17 protein-coding genes are annotated in these 18,939 nt (G+C 44.5%); 8 read left to right on the plus strand and 9 right to left on the minus strand.

Features of this window, described 5'->3' with window-relative positions:
- Positions 1 to 46: 46 nt before the first annotated feature.
- The 4 genes from proC to V7R35_RS05170 all read left to right on the plus strand — a co-directional run bounded on the left by proC (position 47) and on the right by V7R35_RS05170 (position 4,245).
- Complete coding sequence (proC, locus tag V7R35_RS05155; RefSeq protein ID WP_334013642.1) at positions 47 to 868, plus strand: pyrroline-5-carboxylate reductase; 822 nt, start codon at positions 47 to 49, stop codon at positions 866 to 868.
- Positions 869 to 888: 20 nt separating this feature from the next.
- Positions 889 to 1,425 carry a YggT family protein gene (locus tag V7R35_RS05160; protein WP_334013643.1) on the plus strand — a complete coding sequence of 179 codons (537 nt, stop codon included), beginning with the start codon at positions 889 to 891 and terminating at the stop codon, positions 1,423 to 1,425.
- Between the two features lie 125 nt (positions 1,426 to 1,550).
- Complete coding sequence (locus tag V7R35_RS05165; RefSeq protein ID WP_334013644.1) at positions 1,551 to 1,991, plus strand: DUF4426 domain-containing protein; 441 nt, start codon at positions 1,551 to 1,553, stop codon at positions 1,989 to 1,991.
- A 232-nt stretch (positions 1,992 to 2,223) separates the two neighbouring features.
- Positions 2,224 to 4,245, plus strand: a complete 2,022-nt coding sequence (locus V7R35_RS05170) for an NADPH-dependent 2,4-dienoyl-CoA reductase (protein WP_334013645.1) — start codon at positions 2,224 to 2,226, stop codon at positions 4,243 to 4,245.
- On the opposite strand, the gene V7R35_RS05175 is transcribed toward V7R35_RS05170, so the two are convergent.
- From V7R35_RS05175 to V7R35_RS05185, 3 genes are all read right to left on the minus strand, one after another.
- On the minus strand, positions 4,242 to 4,577 hold the full coding sequence (locus V7R35_RS05175) for a VOC family protein (protein WP_334013646.1): 336 nt from the start codon (positions 4,575 to 4,577) through the stop codon (positions 4,242 to 4,244). The genes V7R35_RS05170 and V7R35_RS05175 overlap by 4 nt on opposite strands.
- Before the next feature lie 198 nt (positions 4,578 to 4,775).
- Positions 4,776 to 6,608 carry a DUF885 domain-containing protein gene (locus V7R35_RS05180; protein WP_334013647.1) on the minus strand — a complete coding sequence of 611 codons (1,833 nt, stop codon included), beginning with the start codon at positions 6,606 to 6,608 and terminating at the stop codon, positions 4,776 to 4,778.
- A gap of 77 nt (positions 6,609 to 6,685) precedes the next feature.
- Complete coding sequence (locus V7R35_RS05185; RefSeq protein ID WP_334013648.1) at positions 6,686 to 7,321, minus strand: glutathione S-transferase family protein; 636 nt, start codon at positions 7,319 to 7,321, stop codon at positions 6,686 to 6,688.
- 242 nt (positions 7,322 to 7,563) lie between these two features.
- On the opposite strand from V7R35_RS05185, the gene msrA reads away from it, so the two are divergent.
- Positions 7,564 to 8,280 carry a peptide-methionine (S)-S-oxide reductase MsrA gene (msrA, locus tag V7R35_RS05190; RefSeq protein ID WP_334013649.1) on the plus strand — a complete coding sequence of 239 codons (717 nt, stop codon included), beginning with the start codon at positions 7,564 to 7,566 and terminating at the stop codon, positions 8,278 to 8,280.
- Between the two features lie 66 nt (positions 8,281 to 8,346).
- On the opposite strand, the gene V7R35_RS05195 is transcribed toward msrA, so the two are convergent.
- Positions 8,347 to 8,700: an RNA recognition motif domain-containing protein gene (locus V7R35_RS05195; RefSeq protein ID WP_334013650.1), complete on the minus strand. Its 354-nt coding sequence runs from the start codon at positions 8,698 to 8,700 to the stop codon at positions 8,347 to 8,349.
- 233 nt (positions 8,701 to 8,933) lie between these two features.
- Complete coding sequence (gene yaaA, locus V7R35_RS05200) at positions 8,934 to 9,710, minus strand: peroxide stress protein YaaA (protein WP_334013651.1); 777 nt, start codon at positions 9,708 to 9,710, stop codon at positions 8,934 to 8,936.
- A gap of 326 nt (positions 9,711 to 10,036) precedes the next feature.
- On the opposite strand from yaaA, the gene tal reads away from it, so the two are divergent.
- From tal to V7R35_RS05215, 3 genes are all read left to right on the plus strand, one after another.
- Positions 10,037 to 10,996, plus strand: a complete 960-nt coding sequence (tal, locus tag V7R35_RS05205; protein ID WP_334013652.1) for a transaldolase — start codon at positions 10,037 to 10,039, stop codon at positions 10,994 to 10,996.
- Between the two features lie 57 nt (positions 10,997 to 11,053).
- The gene (gene pgi / locus V7R35_RS05210; RefSeq protein WP_334013653.1) at positions 11,054 to 12,703 is read left to right on the plus strand and encodes a glucose-6-phosphate isomerase; all 1,650 of its coding nucleotides are present in this window, start codon (positions 11,054 to 11,056) and stop codon (positions 12,701 to 12,703) included.
- Between the two features lie 369 nt (positions 12,704 to 13,072).
- Positions 13,073 to 13,249 (plus strand): DUF3545 family protein, encoded by a 177-nt coding sequence (locus V7R35_RS05215; protein WP_012519516.1) that lies wholly within the window; start codon positions 13,073 to 13,075, stop codon positions 13,247 to 13,249.
- A 56-nt stretch (positions 13,250 to 13,305) separates the two neighbouring features.
- Here V7R35_RS05215 and ung read toward each other — a convergent pair whose 3' ends face one another.
- The 4 genes from ung to thrA all read right to left on the minus strand — a co-directional run bounded on the left by ung (position 13,306) and on the right by thrA (position 18,863).
- Entirely contained in the window at positions 13,306 to 14,004 is a 699-nt protein-coding gene (gene ung, locus V7R35_RS05220; protein ID WP_334013654.1) for a uracil-DNA glycosylase, read from the minus strand.
- The gene (thrC, locus tag V7R35_RS05225; protein ID WP_334013655.1) at positions 14,001 to 15,287 is read right to left on the minus strand and encodes a threonine synthase; all 1,287 of its coding nucleotides are present in this window, start codon (positions 15,285 to 15,287) and stop codon (positions 14,001 to 14,003) included. The genes ung and thrC overlap by 4 nt, the downstream gene beginning before the upstream one ends.
- Positions 15,288 to 15,381: 94 nt before the next feature.
- On the minus strand, positions 15,382 to 16,332 hold the full coding sequence (gene thrB / locus V7R35_RS05230) for a homoserine kinase (protein ID WP_334013656.1): 951 nt from the start codon (positions 16,330 to 16,332) through the stop codon (positions 15,382 to 15,384).
- A gap of 65 nt (positions 16,333 to 16,397) precedes the next feature.
- Positions 16,398 to 18,863: a bifunctional aspartate kinase/homoserine dehydrogenase I gene (gene thrA / locus V7R35_RS05235; protein ID WP_334013657.1), complete on the minus strand. Its 2,466-nt coding sequence runs from the start codon at positions 18,861 to 18,863 to the stop codon at positions 16,398 to 16,400.
- Between the last annotated feature and the right edge of the window lie 76 nt (positions 18,864 to 18,939).

An 18,939-nucleotide genomic window follows, 5' to 3' on the forward strand; every position in this document is an offset into this window, starting at 1 on the left:
AGTCTTGCGCGCTACACATTCATGAACATCAACATAGAGGATTTACATGCAACAGAAAAAATTAGCATTTATTGGCGCGGGTAACATGAGCCGCAGCATCATCAGTGGTTTAATTAAATCAGGTTATGCCAAAGAAAATATTTTGGCAGCTAACCCGTCTACCCCCAAACTTGATGGTTTAAAAGCCGAGTTCGGAATACACACCACACAGTCAAATGATGAAGCATGCCAGTTTGCTGATGCCATTGTGCTTGCAGTAAAACCCCAAATTATGGGCGACATGTGTGCTGAACTTCAAAAAAGCAACGATTTGTCGGGCAAGCTTTTCTTGAGCATTGCTGCGGGTCTGCCTGTATCTCGTTTACAAGAAATGCTGGGTGGCGAATACCCTGTAGTGCGTATTATGCCAAACACACCTAGTTTGTTGGGCAAAGGCATGTCAGGTATGTATGCCGATAGCACAGTGTCACAGTCTGACCGTCAGTATGTAGATGACGTAATGAATAGCGTTGGCGAGACCGTTTGGGTAGACCAAGAAGATGGCATTAATGGCGTAATCGCTGCAGCGGGCAGCAGCCCTGCTTATTTCTTCTTATTCCTTCAAAATATGCAAGAAGAAGCCATGAACATGGGCTTTGATAAAGCGCAATCGCGGCTTATGGTGCAACAAGCCATGTTAGGCGCGGCGGAAATGGTTTGTAACAACCCTGACCTTGAATTAAGTGAGCTTCGCGCCCAAGTTACATCAAAGGGCGGTACCACAGCTGAAGCGGTTAACACGTTTATCGACCAAGGGTTGAAAGACATTGTAAGTAAATCGATGCGAGCTGCTGTGGCCCGCGCCGAAGAAATGGCAAAACAGCTTTAACGTTTTAGGAAATTCAAAACATGAACGCAACGGTATTTTTGGTTGATACCTTATTCAGCCTTTACTTAATGGTGGTGATACTGCGCCTTTGGCTTCAAATGGTGCAGGCCGACTTCTACAACCCATTAAGTCAATTTGTAGTAAAAGCAACCCACCCTATTGTTGGCCCGTTGCGCCGTGTTATTCCTTCTATTGGACGCTTCGACACTGCCACCTTCGTATTAGCCGTTGCCGTATGCGCACTTAAGCTCATTACGTTAGGGCTGATGTTTGGTGGCAACTTAAACCCCATTGGCATTGCCATTTTATCGGTAATGGGCGTAATAAAAGAAACCCTTTCATTAATGTTCTGGGTTCTATTGTTGCGCGCAATATTAAGCTGGGTATCACAGGGGCGTTCTCCGGTAGACTATGTGCTGCATCAGCTAACCGAGCCATTCTTAGCACCTATCCGCAGAGTTATTCCACCATTAGGTGGCCTAGACTTATCAGTACTGATTGCCATCATTGCATTACAGTTTTTACAGCTGCTGATCCAAGACTTTGTTCCTATGTAATTAAGGTAAAGGCAATAGCTCATGCACGACAGCCGCAAGCTCGTCGTGCACAGAGCCCGGGGTATGCATAAGTAATTGCATGTGTAATTGCATGAGTAATTACGTAGGTAAAAGAGTAAGTGGATATGAAAAAATTAAATGCAGTGTGGTTAACATTTGCGACGGTGCTTTTGTCGATAATAAGCAGTGGCGCACTTGCCGAGCAAAAGAAAACATTGGGTGAATGGGACGTACATTACATGGTGGTGGGTACACCGTTTCTTACGCCTGAAGTAGCGGCTCGTTACGGTATTGTGCGAAGTAAGTTTAACGCACTGGTAAATATATCGGTGTTAGACAAAAACACGACCAAAGCACAGCGTGCGGATGTGTCTGGCGTTGCTAGAAATTTACTGGGTAATACGCGCAAGCTTACCTTCAAAAAGGTGGAAGATGGCGACGCTATTTACTACTTGGCTTCTTTGCCATTTCGCGACCAAGAAACCTTCCGTTTCGAAATAGATGTGAAAAAAGGCAACAGCCAACAAACACTAAAATTCCAGCAGAAAATGTATGTGGACGAATAGTCCTGCTATCTAACTGCTGTCATATACGACACCTAAGAATATCATCATGGGAAAAGGTCATACTGTTGTATGGCCTTTTTTATTTGCTAACGGTTTTATTCAAAAAAATAGATACTTTGCTTTACCAACGACGTACCGTAGTAAATAATTATTCCAACTGGTCGGGCAAGTTAACTTGCTCACATGTGCCCTATTATTCGTAAAAATAAAAAAATTAAAAAGAGAGTGACTCATGGCTACCCCTTTCCCACATCTACTTGAACCGTTAGACCTTGGTTTCACCACTCTGCGCAATAGAACGCTAATGGGTTCGATGCACTTAGGCCTTGAAGAAGAGAAAGGTGGGTTTAGTAAGCTTGCAGCGTTTTACGCCGAGCGCGCAAAAGGCGGCGTTGGCCTAATTGTTACCGGTGGTATTAGCCCCAACATTTCAGGGTGGGTTGCACCGTTTGCAGGCCGCATGACTCGCTCAGCACACGCTAAGAAACACAAGGTCATTACCGACGCGGTGCATGCAGAAGGTGGCAAAATATGTATGCAAATTCTGCATTCTGGCCGCTACGGGTATCACCCTCTTGCTGTATCTGCTTCACCGATGAAGTCGCCAATAACGCCTTTTAAACCTCGTGAGCTTTCATCGCGTGGCGTACGAGGCACCATCAAAGACTACATTCGCTGTGCTAGCCTTGCGCAAAAAGCAGGGTACGACGGCGTTGAAGTAATGGGCTCGGAAGGCTATTTAATTAATCAGTTTTTCTGTAAGCGTACCAACCTCCGCACTGATGAATGGGGTGGCAGTTTAGAAAACCGCGCTCGCCTAGCAGTAGAGATAGTGAAAGGCATACGTGAGAAAGTGGGTACTAACTTCATTATTATCTATCGCCTGTCTATGCTAGATTTAGTTGAAGGCGGCGCTGAATGGGATGAAGTGGTTTACTTAGCAAAAGAAATTGAAAAAGCAGGCGCAACGCTAATTAATACCGGTATTGGTTGGCATGAAGCAAGAGTACCTACCATTTCTACATCGGTACCACGCGCGGCTTTTACGTGGATAACCAAGCGCATGAAAAAAGAAGTGTCGCTACCACTAGTTACCACAAACCGTATCAACACGCCTGAGGTAGCAGAGTCTGTGCTGTCAGAAGGTCATGCCGACATGGTATCAATGGCGCGCCCTTTCCTTGCCGATGCTCACTTTGTGACTAAAGCTATGCGCAATGAATCTGCGCTTATCAATACCTGTATTGCGTGTAACCAAGCTTGCTTAGATCACGCGTTTGAGCAAAAACGCGCAAGTTGTTTGGTTAACCCGCAAGCCTGCTATGAAACGGAACTTACTTTTACGCCCACCACAACCAAAAAGAAACTGGCTGTTGTGGGCGCTGGCCCTGCCGGGCTCGCATTTTCAATGTACGCAGCTGACCGTGGCCATGAAGTGCATTTGTTCGACAAAGCGTCGGAGCTTGGTGGGCAGTTCAATTACGCTAAACAAGTGCCTGGCAAAGAAGAGTTTTACGAAACGCTACGCTATTTTAAAAACCAATTGGAGCGCACAGGCGTTAACGTACACCTCAACACCGAAGTAACCGCCGATGCCCTCAAAAGCCAAGGGTTTGATGATGTTGTGCTAGCAACGGGTATTAAGCCTCGCGAACTTACTATAGAAGGGCACGACCATCCAAAAGTAATGAGTTACCTTGAGGTACTTCGCGACCATAAACCTGTAGGCCAGAAAGTCGCCATTATTGGCGCTGGCGGCATTGGATTTGACGTAGCCGAGTTTTTGGTTGAGCACGAAAGTTTGGCAGAAAACAAAGAGAAATGGTTGGCACATTGGGGCATAGATACCGAGTACACCACGCCAGGTGCGTTAAAAGAAAAGCATATTGAACCTTCTTCCCGTGAAGTGTACTTACTACAGCGTAAAACGTCTAAAGTAGGTAAAGGGCTGGGTAAAACCACCGGCTGGATCCACCGTCAGTCACTTAAGCACCACAACGTACAAATGATAAATGGTGTAAGCTATGAAAAAGTAGATGACGAAGGCCTGCACGTGTTGATTAACGACACCCCAAAAGTGCTGCCTGTTGATAACGTGATAGTGTGTGCTGGCCAAGAGCCTTTCAAGCCGCTACAACAGCCTCTAGAAGAGGCTGGTATGACGGTACATATTATTGGTGGTGCAGATGTAGCAGCAGAACTTGATGCTAAACGCGCTATTCGACAAGGTGCTGAGCTGGCGGCTAAAATTTAAAACTGATCAAACATGATAGCGTTGCCGTCTGGATCTTTAACCACAAGATGACCGGGGCCGCTATCGCCTTTCACAGGCACTTCAATGGCAATATTTTGCTCTACAAATTTAGCTTGAAGCGCACGCACGTCATCTGGGTTAAAGGTCATAATGTTGTCTTCAAACATGCCTTCAAATAAACCAATCATGGTGTTGCCGCTTTTCATCATTAGCCATTTGTCTTCAATAGAGCCACAAGACGGCATAGCTTCAAAGCCCAGCGCTTCATAAAATGCTTTAGATTTAACAATATCTTTAACTGATAAACTTAACGAAAATAACCCTAGTGACACGTTATTGTCTCCCCGTGCAAACAATACAGATATGTGCAATTAATGTTCAAATGCTACTGTAGTGAACTACTATGACAATATCACTGCAATTAATCGCAAAAACAAAAAAGCCAGAAGTAGTGACCACTTACTGGCTCTTTATTGCTATGTTAGCGCTATGGCTAAACTGAAAATGTCGCTTTTGTTTACCTTTAAACGTTAGCTTTTTTGGCTTGCAATCCAACGGTCAATTTTTTGTTCCAAGATAGCCATTGGTATACCGCCCGTGTTTAATATTTGCGCGTGGAATTCACGAATATCAAACTGTTCGCCCAATGCTTTCTCGGCGCGTGCACGAAGCTCTTGGATTTTAAGTGCACCTACTTTGTACGATAACGCTTGTGAAGGTATAGCGATGTAACGCTCTACTTCCGCAACCACTTCTGTACGCGTCATACCTGAATTATCAAGCATAAAGTCGATGGCTTGCTCGCGTGTCCAACCTTTCGCATGAATGCCCGTATCAACCACTAAACGCATTGCACGCAGCTGTTCGTCTTGCAGCGTACCATAGCGATTCCATGGGTTATCAAAAAAGCCCATTTCGTAACCCAAGGTTTCTGAATACAGAGCCCAACCTTCTCCAAACGCAGGTAAGAAACTAAAACGCATAAACGATGGCAGCGCTTCGTTTTCTTGTGCCAAACTTACTTGGAAGTGATGACCCGGCGCACCTTCATGAAGATACAACGTTACATTACCGGTAGTTAAACGGCTTGGTAAGTCGTAAGCGTTAAAGTAGAACGTACCTGGACGTGAGCCGTCAGGTGTACCCGGTTGATAAGAGCCACCTGCACTAAACTGCTCAATGGCAGGGTCGTAAGGTTTAATCTCAAGCTCAGACTTTGGCAATAGCGAGAAGTATTGGTCAATTTTCTCGTCAACCTCACGACCAATGCGATAGTAACTTTCGGTAAGTGCTTCGCGACTTTCAGGCTTAAACTGCGGGTCGGTGCGCACATAGTCGAAAAACTCGTTCAACGTGCCTTCAAACTTAACTTCGTCTTTTATCTCAAGCATATCGTTTTTAATACGCTTAACTTCTTTAAGGCCTAAGTTATGCAGTTCATCTGGCGTCATTGGCAGCGTTGTAGAACCTTCAACCATTAACTGATAGAGCTTTGCGCCGCCTTTCATATCGCTAAGGCCAATGCTTTCCCGTGCTACAGGCAAGTACTCGTCACGTAAGAAGTCACGCATGCGTGTAGTCGCATCGTAAATGTCTTGCGTTGCTTTTTCATAATCAGCGGTTAAGCGTGCTTTTTCTTGGTCTGAAAATTCTTCTGGGAACATGTTAATAGGCCCCCAGAATTGCGACTCTTTAATTGGAATAGCTAACTGTGTATCAAACTGTTTGATAACGCGGTCGATAGTCAACTTAGTCTCAAGTACACCCGACTCCATACCTTCACGGAATTTACCAATAGCGCGCTCAGATATAGCGATATAGTCTTTATGGCGTGAAAGGTTATTTTCGTAGTCTTCGATAGTCTTAAAAGGTGCTGCGCCCTTTCCGCTTGCAAACGATGGGTAGAACGTATGAAAACCACTGAAATGATTAACTGGACGCACTTCCGTTAACGCCGATATTTCATCAGTTGACATTTTAAGCGAGCGTTCTTGATTATACTTAAATACATCGTAAGCCAGCTTGTCAGTATCGCTTAGCTTACTTCTGTCGATTTGTTTCAATTCAGACAAATTAAGCTGCACCGCAGTTTTGCTCGCCAGTGCGTGTGAATCTGTCAAGAAGTCGCCTAGTCTGTCAGCAAAACGCATATCACCGCGAAAAATTGCCATTACTGGGTTTAATGCAATATTGCGCTCATCGGCGGCAGCAAATATGGCAAACAACTTATCGTGCTCTGTTTCAGATACTTTTTTTACGGTTGTTTCGGCCTCTGCATGATTGTGTGCGTGCGCTATAAAGCTTCCCGTTCCCAGTGCTAACGCCACTGCACCACTTAACATAAGTGTTTTGAATGCTTTCATTTTATTTCCTTTGAAATGAGCTTTTTAAAAGCTCTCTGTCGTTATTTTGTATTTGTTATGAAACGTTTATATCTAATTTATTCTTGTGGAGGCAGGTGTGCCATTTCACCGCGCCACGCCTTTTCGTAAGCTTCTCTTGCAAGCACTCGCTCGGCGTAAGCTTTTACGTTGTCATGCGGTATTTCTTGTTTTGCACCCTTCGCCCACGCCAAAATATGCCCAGCAATAACGTCAGCCATAGTAAACATGTTGCCGCATACAAATTCGTTATTACCCAACATTGTTGAGAATACCTTTAACGCCCGCTGAAATTCCCACGCGCCAGTTTCTCGCATAGCAGGTATACGTTGCGCTTCAGGTAGAGCAAAAGAATGCTTGGCAATATTCCAGATAGGCTGTTCTAACTCGTTTGTTAAAAACACCATCATTTCTTCGTATTTTGCGCGCGCAAAACTGCCTGGTTCTGGAATAAATTCATGCATTCCGTGACGCTCGGCAAGAAACGTGACAATAGCAGCCGATTCAGTAAGTATGCCTTCTGGCGTGTCTAAAGCAGGAATTTTTGAAGCAGCACTAATAGTTTTGAATTCTTCAGTTAAATGCTGGCCAGCCTTTAAATCAACAACGCTGTACTCGTAAGGTAAACCAAGCTCTTCTAAGGCCCAAGCTACGCGAACTGAGCGCGTTTTCGGATAGCCGTAAAGTGTATACATACCCTTGCTCTTTACTATTTCAATGTGACCTAACTGTAAGACGAATAGGCAAAAAGTGCCACAAAGAGTTTGTTACCATTTTTTTCGTAGCTAGCGTCTAGCCCATGTTTTAGGGCTTATTGCTATTGGTAGGAATAATTTGCGATGTAACCCGGTCTTTTATCATGAACCGTATAGAAATATCAGACGCTTAACTCTCAGTAAAAGGTAAGCCAATTGGCCTGCACACGAAAGGATAAATAATGAAATCAGTTGTCGTTAAATATCTTACCAGCGCGTCTACGCGCTCTTTAGCGTTTTTGAAGCAAAAAGCCTCAAGTAATAAGCAGTTAAACGCTAGGCAATTATCAGTATCGGCATCCGCATCGGCGTTGCTTATCACCGCACTATCTTCATCGCTCTTAACCTCATTTTTTTCACCGCAAGCGATTGCAGATGAAGCGGTGCTGGCAGGTGGCTGCTTTTGGTGCATGGAAGCAGATTTTGAAAAGCTAGAGGGTGTTACCGACGTAGTTTCTGGCTTTACTGGCGGAACAGCCCCAAACCCTACCTATAACGGAAACCATAAAGGCCATTATGAAGCGGTTAAAATTACCTACAATGGCGATAAGCTTTCGTACAAAGATATTCTCGATCATTACTGGGTAAACATCGACCCTTTTGATGACAGGGGTCAGTTTTGTGATAAAGGCCCAAGTTACCTAAGCGCCATATTCGTGGCAAACGAACAAGAGCGTAAAATCGCAGAAGCAACTAAACGCGCCGTTGTAGAACAATTTCCCGACAAGACAGTAGTGACGCCCATTTTACCGGCTTCTACGTTTTACCCTATTAAAGGAAAAGAAATAGGTCATCAGGACTTTTACAAAAAAAGCCCCGTTCGCTATAAGTTTTATCGTTGGAACTGTGGTCGTGACCAGCGTTTAGAAGAAATTTGGGGCCCAAAAACTAAGGGCTAAGAGTTAAAAGCTGGAAGTTAAAAACGTAGAGCCACCAGCCAAACATGGCGTATTGAAGGCGAAAACCTATTCGCCTTCGTCGCTAGGCTTATTTGCCGCGCCTGGTGCGTTTGCCCAAACGTCGCCAGGTATTTCTCTGGTTGCAGCAGGTTCAAGCTCGGCGACAGCAGCTTGTTTCTTCTCCTGATTCGACCACTTAACGCGAATTTTTTTACCGTTTATTACTTTCGCATTTAATGCTTTTATGGCGTTATCGGTTTCGTCTTGGCTGCTCATTTCAACAAAACCAACCCCTTTCGACATACCCGTCGTGTCGTCCATTACAAGGTCGCACGAAACGATAGTACCGAATTCAAAAAATAGGTCTTCAAGGTCGTCTTTAACAAAGATTTTAGGTAGGTTACGAACGAGTATGCTCAATGGGTAATTCCGCTATGTTGTAGATAGTGTGTGGTGAATTAAGCGAGTGTGTAGCACTTAAATCGTGCTGCATCACAATACACTTACCACAGGAAGTTTAGCACACTGCACATCTGTCACACGGAAAATATATAGCTCGCTAATGTATTATTAATGGTGTTTGCCTCAGAATTTTCTGAGGCAAACACATGGGCAGTTTAACGTTATTGCCAGAACAGCGATTTGCGTTCAAGCTACGCTTCTTGGTTTCTAAGAAAAACCAATTCTGTTGACGAGCTTTGCTCTTCGCTGAACACATAACCGTCTACGTCGAACGCTTTCAATCCTTCAACATCTTCAACACGATTTTCGATAATATATCGCGCCATTAGGCCGCGCGCTTTTTTGGCGAAGAAGCTTATGATTTTATATTGTCCGTTTTTGCAGTCTTTGAATGTTGGCGTAATTACCATACCGTTAAGCTGCTTTTTCTTAACCGCTTTAAAGTATTCATTCGACGCTAGGTTCACCAAAACGTTATCGCCTTGCTCTTCCATTGCATCATTCAGCACTTGCGTAATGCGATCGTCCCAAAATGCGTAAAGATCTTTACCATCAGGGTTCGCTAGCTTTGTGCCCATCTCTAAACGGTATGCTTGCATTAAATCAAGCGGGCGCAGAAGACCGTACAATCCAGATAATATTCTTAAATGGTTTTGTGCATACGCTACCGAGTCTTCACTTAACGTGTAGGCGTCCAGCCCTGTATATACATCGCCATTGAACGCATACATAGCTTGGCGCGCATTATCGGTAGTAAATGGTGTAGTAAACTCAGCAAATCGATTGGCGTTAAGCGTAGCCAGTTTGTCACTTATTTTCATTAATGAAGACAAGTCTGCAGGAGATAGCGTTCTACATACTTCCATTAAACGATCGGTGTCTTCAAGCATAGCAGGTTGGGAAAAGTCGCTTACTGGTATGCTGCTTTCAAAATCGAGATTTTTTGCTGGGGAAACTACAACTAACATTTCAACTCCTTAGTTCGGTACGGCGCTATTGTACCACTTGATACGATTCAAACATCAAAATGGCATAAGAAAGACATAAATTGGCTTAACAGAGAAATCCGATTAGCAGTTATTTTGCCTGTGTACCATTCCATAACTTGGGTGGGTTTGGTATAAATAGGGCATTCCAGATATGAATGATCCTATCAAGCTGCGCAACCCTACAACGCAGTAGCGAACCAACAATAAAAGCGAGCATTTAAGGCGCGCTATCCAAAGCTTCTGGTGCAACCTGCACTAGAATGTAGAAATTGAAAAAATTACTGAAATAAAGAATAGAGAGAACTATGAGCAATCAGCTAGCTTCATTACGTGATATTACTACCGTTGTTGCAGATACCGGCGACATTGATGCAATTAAAAAGTATCAACCTGTAGACGCTACTACTAACCCTTCACTATTGCTAAAAGCCGCTAGCCTTCCTCAGTACGCTAGCCTTATCGACGACGCAGTTGCTTGGGCTAAGCTGCAGTCTAACGATGCAGATCAACAACTTACAGATGCTGCTGATAAACTTGCCGTCGCAATTGGCAAAGAGATTTCAGGTACTATTCCAGGTCGTATTTCTACCGAAGTTGATGCGCGCCTTTCTTTCGACAAAGCCGCAACAATTGAAAAAGCAGAACGTTTAGTTCAGCTATATCAAGATGCTGGCATCGATAAGTCACGTATTCTTATTAAGATTGCGTCTACGTGGGAAGGCATTCAGGCTGCTGAAGAGCTAGAGAAAAAAGGCATTCAGTGTAACTTAACGCTTCTTTTCAGTTTTGCTCAAGCACAAGCGTGTGCAGAAGCCGGCGTATACCTTATCTCTCCTTTCGTAGGCCGTATTCTTGATTGGTACAAAAAGGCTACAGGTAAAGAGTCTTACGCATCTGACGAAGATCCAGGTGTAGTATCAGTAACTAAAATTTATAACTTCTACAAAGAGCACGGTTATAAGACGGTTGTTATGGGCGCAAGCTTTAGAAACATCGGTGAAATTCAGGCTTTAGCAGGTTGCGACCGTCTTACTATTAGCCCAGCCCTTTTAGAAGAGCTTGCTAACGAAACGGGCGAGCTTGAAGTTAAATTAAAAGACAATGGTGCAACTAAAACTCCTGGCGAGCGCTTAACTGAAAGCCAATTCCGCTGGGAAATGAACCAAGATGCCATGGCCACTGAAAAGCTATCAGAAGGTATTAGAAACTTCGCTGCAGACCAAGACAAGCTTGAAGTAATGCTTCGCGAAAAGCTTAGCGCATAAGCGCAAGCGAATTATTCGAAGCTTCTAAACCCAAAAGCAGAAGGAAAGAATTGCACCATGAGTGTTTTAACGTCATTACCAGAATATAAAAAGCTGGGCGAGATTGCGCAGTCTATTAAAACTGCACACATGCGTGACTGGTTTGCAGATAATCCAAATCGCGCTGACGAAATGCAGCTTGAGGCGTGTGGAATCTACTTAGATTACTCCAAAAACCGTGTTTCAAAAGACGCGTTGGACGGTTTGTTTAACCTTGCACGTGCGTGTAACGTTGAAGGGCTACGCGATGCCATGTTCGCAGGCGAGCAGATTAACTCAACAGAAGGCCGCGCTGTACTTCATACCGCGCTTCGCAACTTTTCTGATCGCAAGGTTGTGGTTGATGGCGAAGATGTTATGCCAGAGGTACGCGCAACGTTAGACAAAATAGAAGCGTTTACCGCTTCTGTACATAACGGCGAGCATAAAGGTTATACGGGTAAACCAATTAAACACATTGTGGCAATTGGTATTGGAGGCTCTTTCCTTGGCCCCAAAATAATGACCGAGGCACTTAAGCCGCACACGGTTGATAGCGTTAAAGTGCACTTTGTAGCAAACGTTGATGGCTGCCATATCCACGATGTGCTTTCTAGCGTAGATTTTGAAGAAACATTGGTAGTTATGTCTTCAAAATCGTTTTCTACACAAGAAACGCTGCAAAACACAATGACAGCGAAAGACTGGTTCTTGAAGTCAGGTGGCACACAAAGCGATATTGCAAAACACTTCGTTGCGGTGTCGTCGAACGTTAAAGCCGCTACTGAATTTGGTATTGACGCTGACAATATATTTCCAATGTGGGACTGGGTGGGTGGCCGCTATTCACTGTGGTCTGCTATTGGTCTACCCATTTCACTGGCACTGGGTTTTGAGAATTTTAAAGGCTTGCTAGAAGGCGCGTTTGAAATGGATACGCATTTCACTACCGCACCGCTTGAACAAAACATGCCTGTGTTACTTGCCGTTTTGGGTGTGTGGTATCGTAGTTTCTTTGATGCACAATCTCACGTACTTTTACCTTACTATCACTATCTGCGCGGCCTACCTGCATACGTGCAACAGCTTGATATGGAAAGTAACGGCAAAGAAGTGACCCAAGATGGCGATAACGTAGACTATCCTACCGGCCCTATCATTTGGGGAAGTGAAGGTACCAACGGTCAACATAGTTTCCACCAGCTAATTCACCAAGGCTCTGGCGTTATACCTGCTGATTTTATGCTGCCACTTAATGTGCCAAACCAAGACGACACGCACCACGCCATGCTTGCATCTAACTGCTTTGGTCAAACACAGGCACTAATGCAAGGTAAAACCTTCGAGGAATGTTATGCAGACCTTGAAGGAAAAGGGTTTGATGATGCTGAGCGCAAGCGCCTTGCTGCGCACAAAACTATGCCTGGTAACAAGCCTAGTAATACATTTTTATTCGATAGCCTAACGCCAAAAATTCTTGGCGCGCTGGTTGCAATGTATGAGCATAAGGTATTCGTTCAGGGTGTTATCTGGAACCTAAACTCTTTCGACCAATGGGGCGTTGAGTTAGGTAAAGTACTAGGAAACCAAGTGCTTGCAGGCATTCAAGGTGAAGCAGACAAAGACAGCTTTGACGCTTCTACTCAACAATTGATTGCTAAATTCAGAGCAGCGAATGCACCAAAATAAGGAATTTGAGGCAAATTAAATTTGCTCATTTGGTGCAAAAACAAACTGAACGGTCATCTTTTAAACAAATTAAAGATGGCCGTTTTTTTTATGTTGATGTTAATTAAGCGCATAACGACAGACTGCATTTACTAACACACAACACAATTTTGTTCACAAACAATACAAATACTATCAATTACATAGCATTTTTGTTTATAGACTGAACACCCTGCTAATACCTTGCCTTTGTCATCATATCGTCACAATTTGTTAATAAAAGGTAAATTTAACTATTTTATTTTAGTGGCGGCTGTGATACAAAATTGTACAGAGGGAAATTTATAAAAAGCTCTGTATTAGTTGTAGTGGTATAAAAAGGAGATCCCAGTGGATAAGTCAGATCTATTTGCCATGTTAGACATCGAAGCAAGCCCAGCTAAAACCAAAAGCAAAAAACGTAAGTGGAGAGAAATCGAAGCGCTACAAGATCGCTACAAATTAGAAAAAGAACTTGCCGAACTCGATTGTGGGTTCGAGTATGAGCTAGAAACACTGGAAAGATAACAAGAAGGCTGCCTGAACACTCAGGCAGCCTTTTTACTTTCTAGGCCTTACGAACGTTATACTTGCCAGTTTATGGGCGTTTGTCCAGTTGCTGACAGGTAAGCGTTAGTTTGGCTAAAGTGCTTACAGCCAAAAAAACCGCGATAGGCAGAAAGCGGTGACGGGTGCGGACCACTTATCACGTGATGTTTTTCACGATTAATGTGTTTGCCCTTCTTTTGTGCGTGTCCACCCCAAAGTAAAAACACAACGTTTTCACAGTGTGCGTTTACAGCCGATATTACTTTATCTGTAAAGCGCTCCCAGCCCCACTTAGCGTGACTGTTTGCATTGCCCTGCTCTACAGTTAATACCGTATTTAATAACAACACGCCCTGCTGTGCCCAAGCGGTTAATGTACCGTGTTCAGGTATGTTGAACCCTTCAATATCTTCGGCTAGCTCTTTGTATATATTGACTAGTGAAGGCGGTACTTTTACCCCGGGTAATACAGAAAACGCCAAACCATGGGCTTGGTTAGGACCGTGGTAAGGGTCTTGCCCAAGAATAACGACTTTAACTTCATTAAGTGGCGTTAAAGACAGTGCATTAAATACGTCACTTTTAGGCGGATAAATAGTTTTTCCCCCTGCGCGCTCTGCCTCTATTCGCGCAAGTAAATCAACAAAATACGCTTGCTGCTTTTCTTCGCCAAGCGCATCTTGCCATGTTACTACTTCACCACTACCTTCTTCCATTGTCTCATTTAGACTCATGCTTTCAGCAGTTCCATCATGTGCTGCTTAAGCGCGTCATACGAAGCAGGAAGGTCTACCGCCAAGCTGTCCTCGCCCGCCACATCGGCCAACGCTTTGGGTAGGCTAATAGGGTTTCCAAGCACGTTTTCAACAGTTTCTCTAAATTTCGCAGGGTGCGCTGTTCCAAGGAACAAGCCTATTTCACCATCTTCTAAATCGTGGCTTACTGCACGATATGCGATGGCGGCGTGAGGCTCACTTACATAGCCGTGCTGCGCTAATTGACGCATAGCTAGTTGTGTATATTCCTCATCAACCATTTCGCCTTTTAAACATGCTTTGTCGATGTAGCCACGCTCTATAAGTGCTTCTATTCTCGGCCAATTGTTCGGTTGACTTACATCCATAGCATTAGACATTGTAGCTACGGTTGATTTTGGTGCCCATTCGCCAGTTTTTAAATAGCGAGGAACCGTGTCGTTTAAATTGGTTGCTGCTATGAAACGTTTAATTGGCAGGCCTAACGCTTTGGCTATCATGCCCGCCGTTAAATTACCAAAGTTACCGCTTGGTACAGACACCACAAGCTGATCGCGTTTATCTTTTGGCAACTGACTAAACGCTTCAAAGTAGTAACATACTTGCGCTAACAGTCGGCTTATATTAATTGAGTTTGCTGAGTTTAAATGCAGCCCTTCTCGCACATCAGGATCGTCAAATGCGGTTTTAACCAACGCCTGGCAAGCATCAAAGTCAGATTCAATGGCAACAGTATGAATATTGCCACCAAGGGTGGTGAACAGTTTCTCTTGTAGCGCGCTTATTTTGCCCTTAGGAAACAAAATTACTACGTTGATGTTATCAATACCGTGAAAAGCATGCGCTACCGCTGCGCCTGTATCACCTGACGTTGCAGTAAGAATGGTGATGGGCTTCCCTTCACTAATACGCGACAAAGTTTGCGCCATAAAGCGGCCACCAAAGTCTTTAAAGGCGAGGGTTGGGCCGTGAAATAGTTCAAGTGAATATACGTTGTCGGTAACTTGTTCTACTGGCGCACCGAAAGCAAATGCCGATTTTACAATGGCGTCTAATTCACCATCATTTAGCTCGTCACCTATTAAAGCTCGAAGTACTTCAATACTGCGCTCAACAAAAGGCTTTTCTAGCAAGGCATCTATATCGCTAAGCGTTGGAATATGCTCTGGAAAGTACAAACCTTGGTTTTTACCTAAACCACGCTTTACTGCTTCAGCAAAGCTTGCCGTGTCTGATGAATCTTTTAAATTTACTAATTCCACTTGCTGTTACCCTTTTTACTCGGTCTGTAAGCATGGCATTGCTTAAGCCTTTCTATATTTTTTTACGTTTCTCACTTTCGCATTGATAAGTGCTTTATTGCACAGCCACCTGCGTACCTGCTTTTGGTATTTGGCACACGTGGCTAAAGCCATCCTCGTTTTGCACATAGTGCTTTGAAAGGTATGCCGACACTTCTTCGGCCTGCGCTTTCGATGAGCATACCGCGAAAACGGTAGGCCCTGACCCCGAAATACCAAATGCTAACGCACCCACTTTCTCACTGAATGCGCGTGCTTCGTCAAAACCCGGTAGCAAAGACTTGCGATAAGGTTCGGCAATAACATCATTCATTACCGATGCCGCAAGCGCGAAGTCTTTTGCATGTAATGCATGCACAAATACGCCTAACTGACGGCCAAACGTCAGTGCAGTAGCCATGTCTACCTGCTTGGGCAGAATGTCGCGCGCCGCTGCCGTTGAAACGCTTATTCCTGAATAACAAATGGCATAATACCAGTCATCATTCAGCGGCAGCGACAGCGTTAAAGGGCTGGGCGCTCCCGTCATTAACGTCATACCACCTAAGTAACATGGCGCAACATTGTCGTAGTGCACGCTTCCGCTTATTTGCCCTTCAAGCTCGCCCATCATAGTTAAAAGCGTGTCTTTATCGAAGGGATTATCGAAATACGCATTAAGGGCAGTAAATGCCGCAACAATAGAGCTAGCGCTTGAACCTAAACCGCTACCGATGGGTAAGTTCTTATGCAGCGTAAGTGCAACTGGCGATGCGGCCCTGCCAGCCTTTTGCATTTCTTCGCAAAAGAAATGGTAGCACTTAGTAACAATGTTACTGCTTAGATCACCGGGCAGTTTGTGCGCGAACGGGCCGGTAACCTCTAGTGAAAATGTATCTGCGGCCTGTATTTCAACTTCGTCACCAAGCTTGCTCCCGTCAACTGGGGCAAGCGCTGCGCCCAGTACGTCAAAGCCAAGGCTGACATTTCCGATAGATGCAGGCGCATAGGCCTTTAGTGCTTTCATTACTGCGCTACCTATTATTTTTAACTACTGCATTAAACTGCTATATAAATCTGTTAAATAAGCGCTTAGTGCGCCATTTGTTTCCACGGCATTGTACGAAGAATATCGGCGAATACACCCGCCGCGGTTACCGTACCACCTGCACCATATCCACGAATAACGTATGGAATAGGGTTGTAGTAGTCGCTATTTATAGCCAGTGCGTTTTCGCCATCTTTTACCTGTGACAGCGGGTTACTTGCCGGCACCGCCTGAATGCTCACCTTGCATTTGCCATCTTCAATACTACCAATGTAGCGAAGCACTTTTCCTTCTGCCTGAGCAGACTTCACCTTTTCAGCAAAGTCTGCATCTAACTGTGGTAATTGACGCATAAACTCATCAATAGAGCAGTCTTCAGCAAACCCTACTGGTAACACCGACTCTATTTCAATATCACTAAGTTCTAGTGCCAAGTCGGCCTCTCTTGCCATAATAAGCAGCTTCCTCGCTACATCCATACCACTTAAGTCATCGCGAGGGTCAGGCTCAGTAAAACCGTTATCCTTGGCGGTTTGTGTAGCCTCAGACAAACTCATGCCCTCTTCCAGCTTGCCAAACACATAAGACAAGCTGCCGGATAAAATACCTTCAAAACGATGCAGTACATCACCTGCGCTGAAAAGCTTTTGCAAGTTATCAATTACCGGAAGACCCGCACCAACCGTCGTCTCGTAAAGGTACTGGCGGTTAGTGTTCTGCGCTGTTCTGCGAAGCTTCTTGTAGTAAGCCATTTCGCTGGTATTTGCTTTTTTATTTGGCGTTACTACGTGAAAGCCATTTTCCATCATATCAACATACTGCGACGCTATCGCTTCATGGCTAGTACAATCAACAATAACAGGGTTCACTAAACTGTTGTCATTCGAAAACTGATGAAGGCGCTCTACGCTCAGCATTTCGCTGGCAGAATCTAGCGCTGCTTTCCAGTCGCTACTTAAATCTATGCCCTGACTGTTAAGCAACAGCTTACGGCTATTCGCAATACCATAAACACGAAGCTGAACATTGCGCTTTAACAACTCATCTTGCTGCTTAGCAATTTGACCTAGTAATTCAGTGCCCACATTGCCACACCCTACTAGGAATACGTCGATGGTATGGCGGTCAGAGAAAAAATTCTGATGAATTACTTTAACGGCTTTCTTAGCACGCTTGCTTTCTATAACTGTTGAAATTGAACGCTCAGACGAACCTTGCGCAATAGCAACATTGTTCACACGGGCCTGTGCTAACGAGTTAAAGAAACGCGCTGCCAACCCTTTTGCCTGGCGCATTCCGTCGCCGACAAGGGTAACAATGGCAAGGTCGTGCCTTACTTCAATGGGGTCGAGCAGTTGGTTTTGTAACTCAAGCGCAAAGGCATCTTCTAGAAGCGTAAGTGCGCGATTTGCGTCTTTGCTTTGAATACAAAAACTAATTGAATATTCAGACGATGACTGTGTAATTAGACTAATTGAGATATTCGCATTAGACATTACTTCAAACACACGGCTTGCCATGCCAACCATGCCTTTAAGGCCCGGGCCTGCAACGTTAAACATAGTTACGTTATCTAGCTGCGAAATGCCTTTTACCGACGTCCACTTTTCGCTTTTTTCATTACTGATAAGCGTACCGGGCGCAGCGGGGTTTAGCGTGTTGCGAATTAAGCAAGGTATATGGTGCTGCGCAATAGGGCCAATGGTTTTAGGGTGAAGTACTTTCGCACCAAAGTAAGAAAGCTCCATGGCCTCCTGATACGTTAACTTATCAAGTAAAACGGCACCCTCAACCTGATTAGGATCGGCGTTGTACACACCATCTACGTCTGTCCAAATCTCACAACAGCTAGCATCAATACAGGCAGCCAGAATGGCAGCTGAATAATCTGAACCGTTGCGCCCAAGTGTTACCTTTTCACCTTGTTCATTTGCTGCAACAAAGCCTGGCATAACAAGCAGCTCACTACCGTCATTCGGTACATCAGAGAATCGCGCTTTACTTAACGCTACGTCTGCAATGCTATCTAGATAGTCGCCTTCGGCAAGTACGTATTTCACAGGGTCGATAATACGGTTTGCCACGCCTTTAGCAGATAAGATTTCGCTGAAAAGTGTGACTGAGATGTACTCACCAATACTTAATATTCCCGCCGACACGTTGTCTGGTGCCACACCAAGAAGCTTTATTCCTTCTAGGTGCTGCTTAAGCAAGCTTAGATGATCATTGATAAAAGCAACAACGGTATCATATGCAAAACCTGTAAGGGTTTCGTTTAGGTGATTGGCAATACCTGTAACCGTGTCGTTAAGCTTATTGAAAAGAGGTTGGAAATCGTCACCAGCGGCCGCTTGTTCACACAGTAGTGATAGCGCATTCGTTACCCCTTTCGGGGCAGACAGCACAACCGCAGCACCGTCGGTTTGGTGGGTCGCCGTGCTAATTTCCATCACGCGCATATAGCGCGGTGCATCGGCAAGAGAAGAACCCCCAAACTTTAAGACTTTCATATGCTGCTCCTTAAGGTTTCGCATGCTAAAACGTGAGTAAAAAAAAGCCCGCTCTGTGTTAGGCGGGCTTTCGTTG

Source organism: Alteromonas sp. S167, from assembly GCF_036864375.1.
In the GTDB taxonomy this organism is placed as follows: domain Bacteria; phylum Pseudomonadota; class Gammaproteobacteria; order Enterobacterales; family Alteromonadaceae; genus Alteromonas.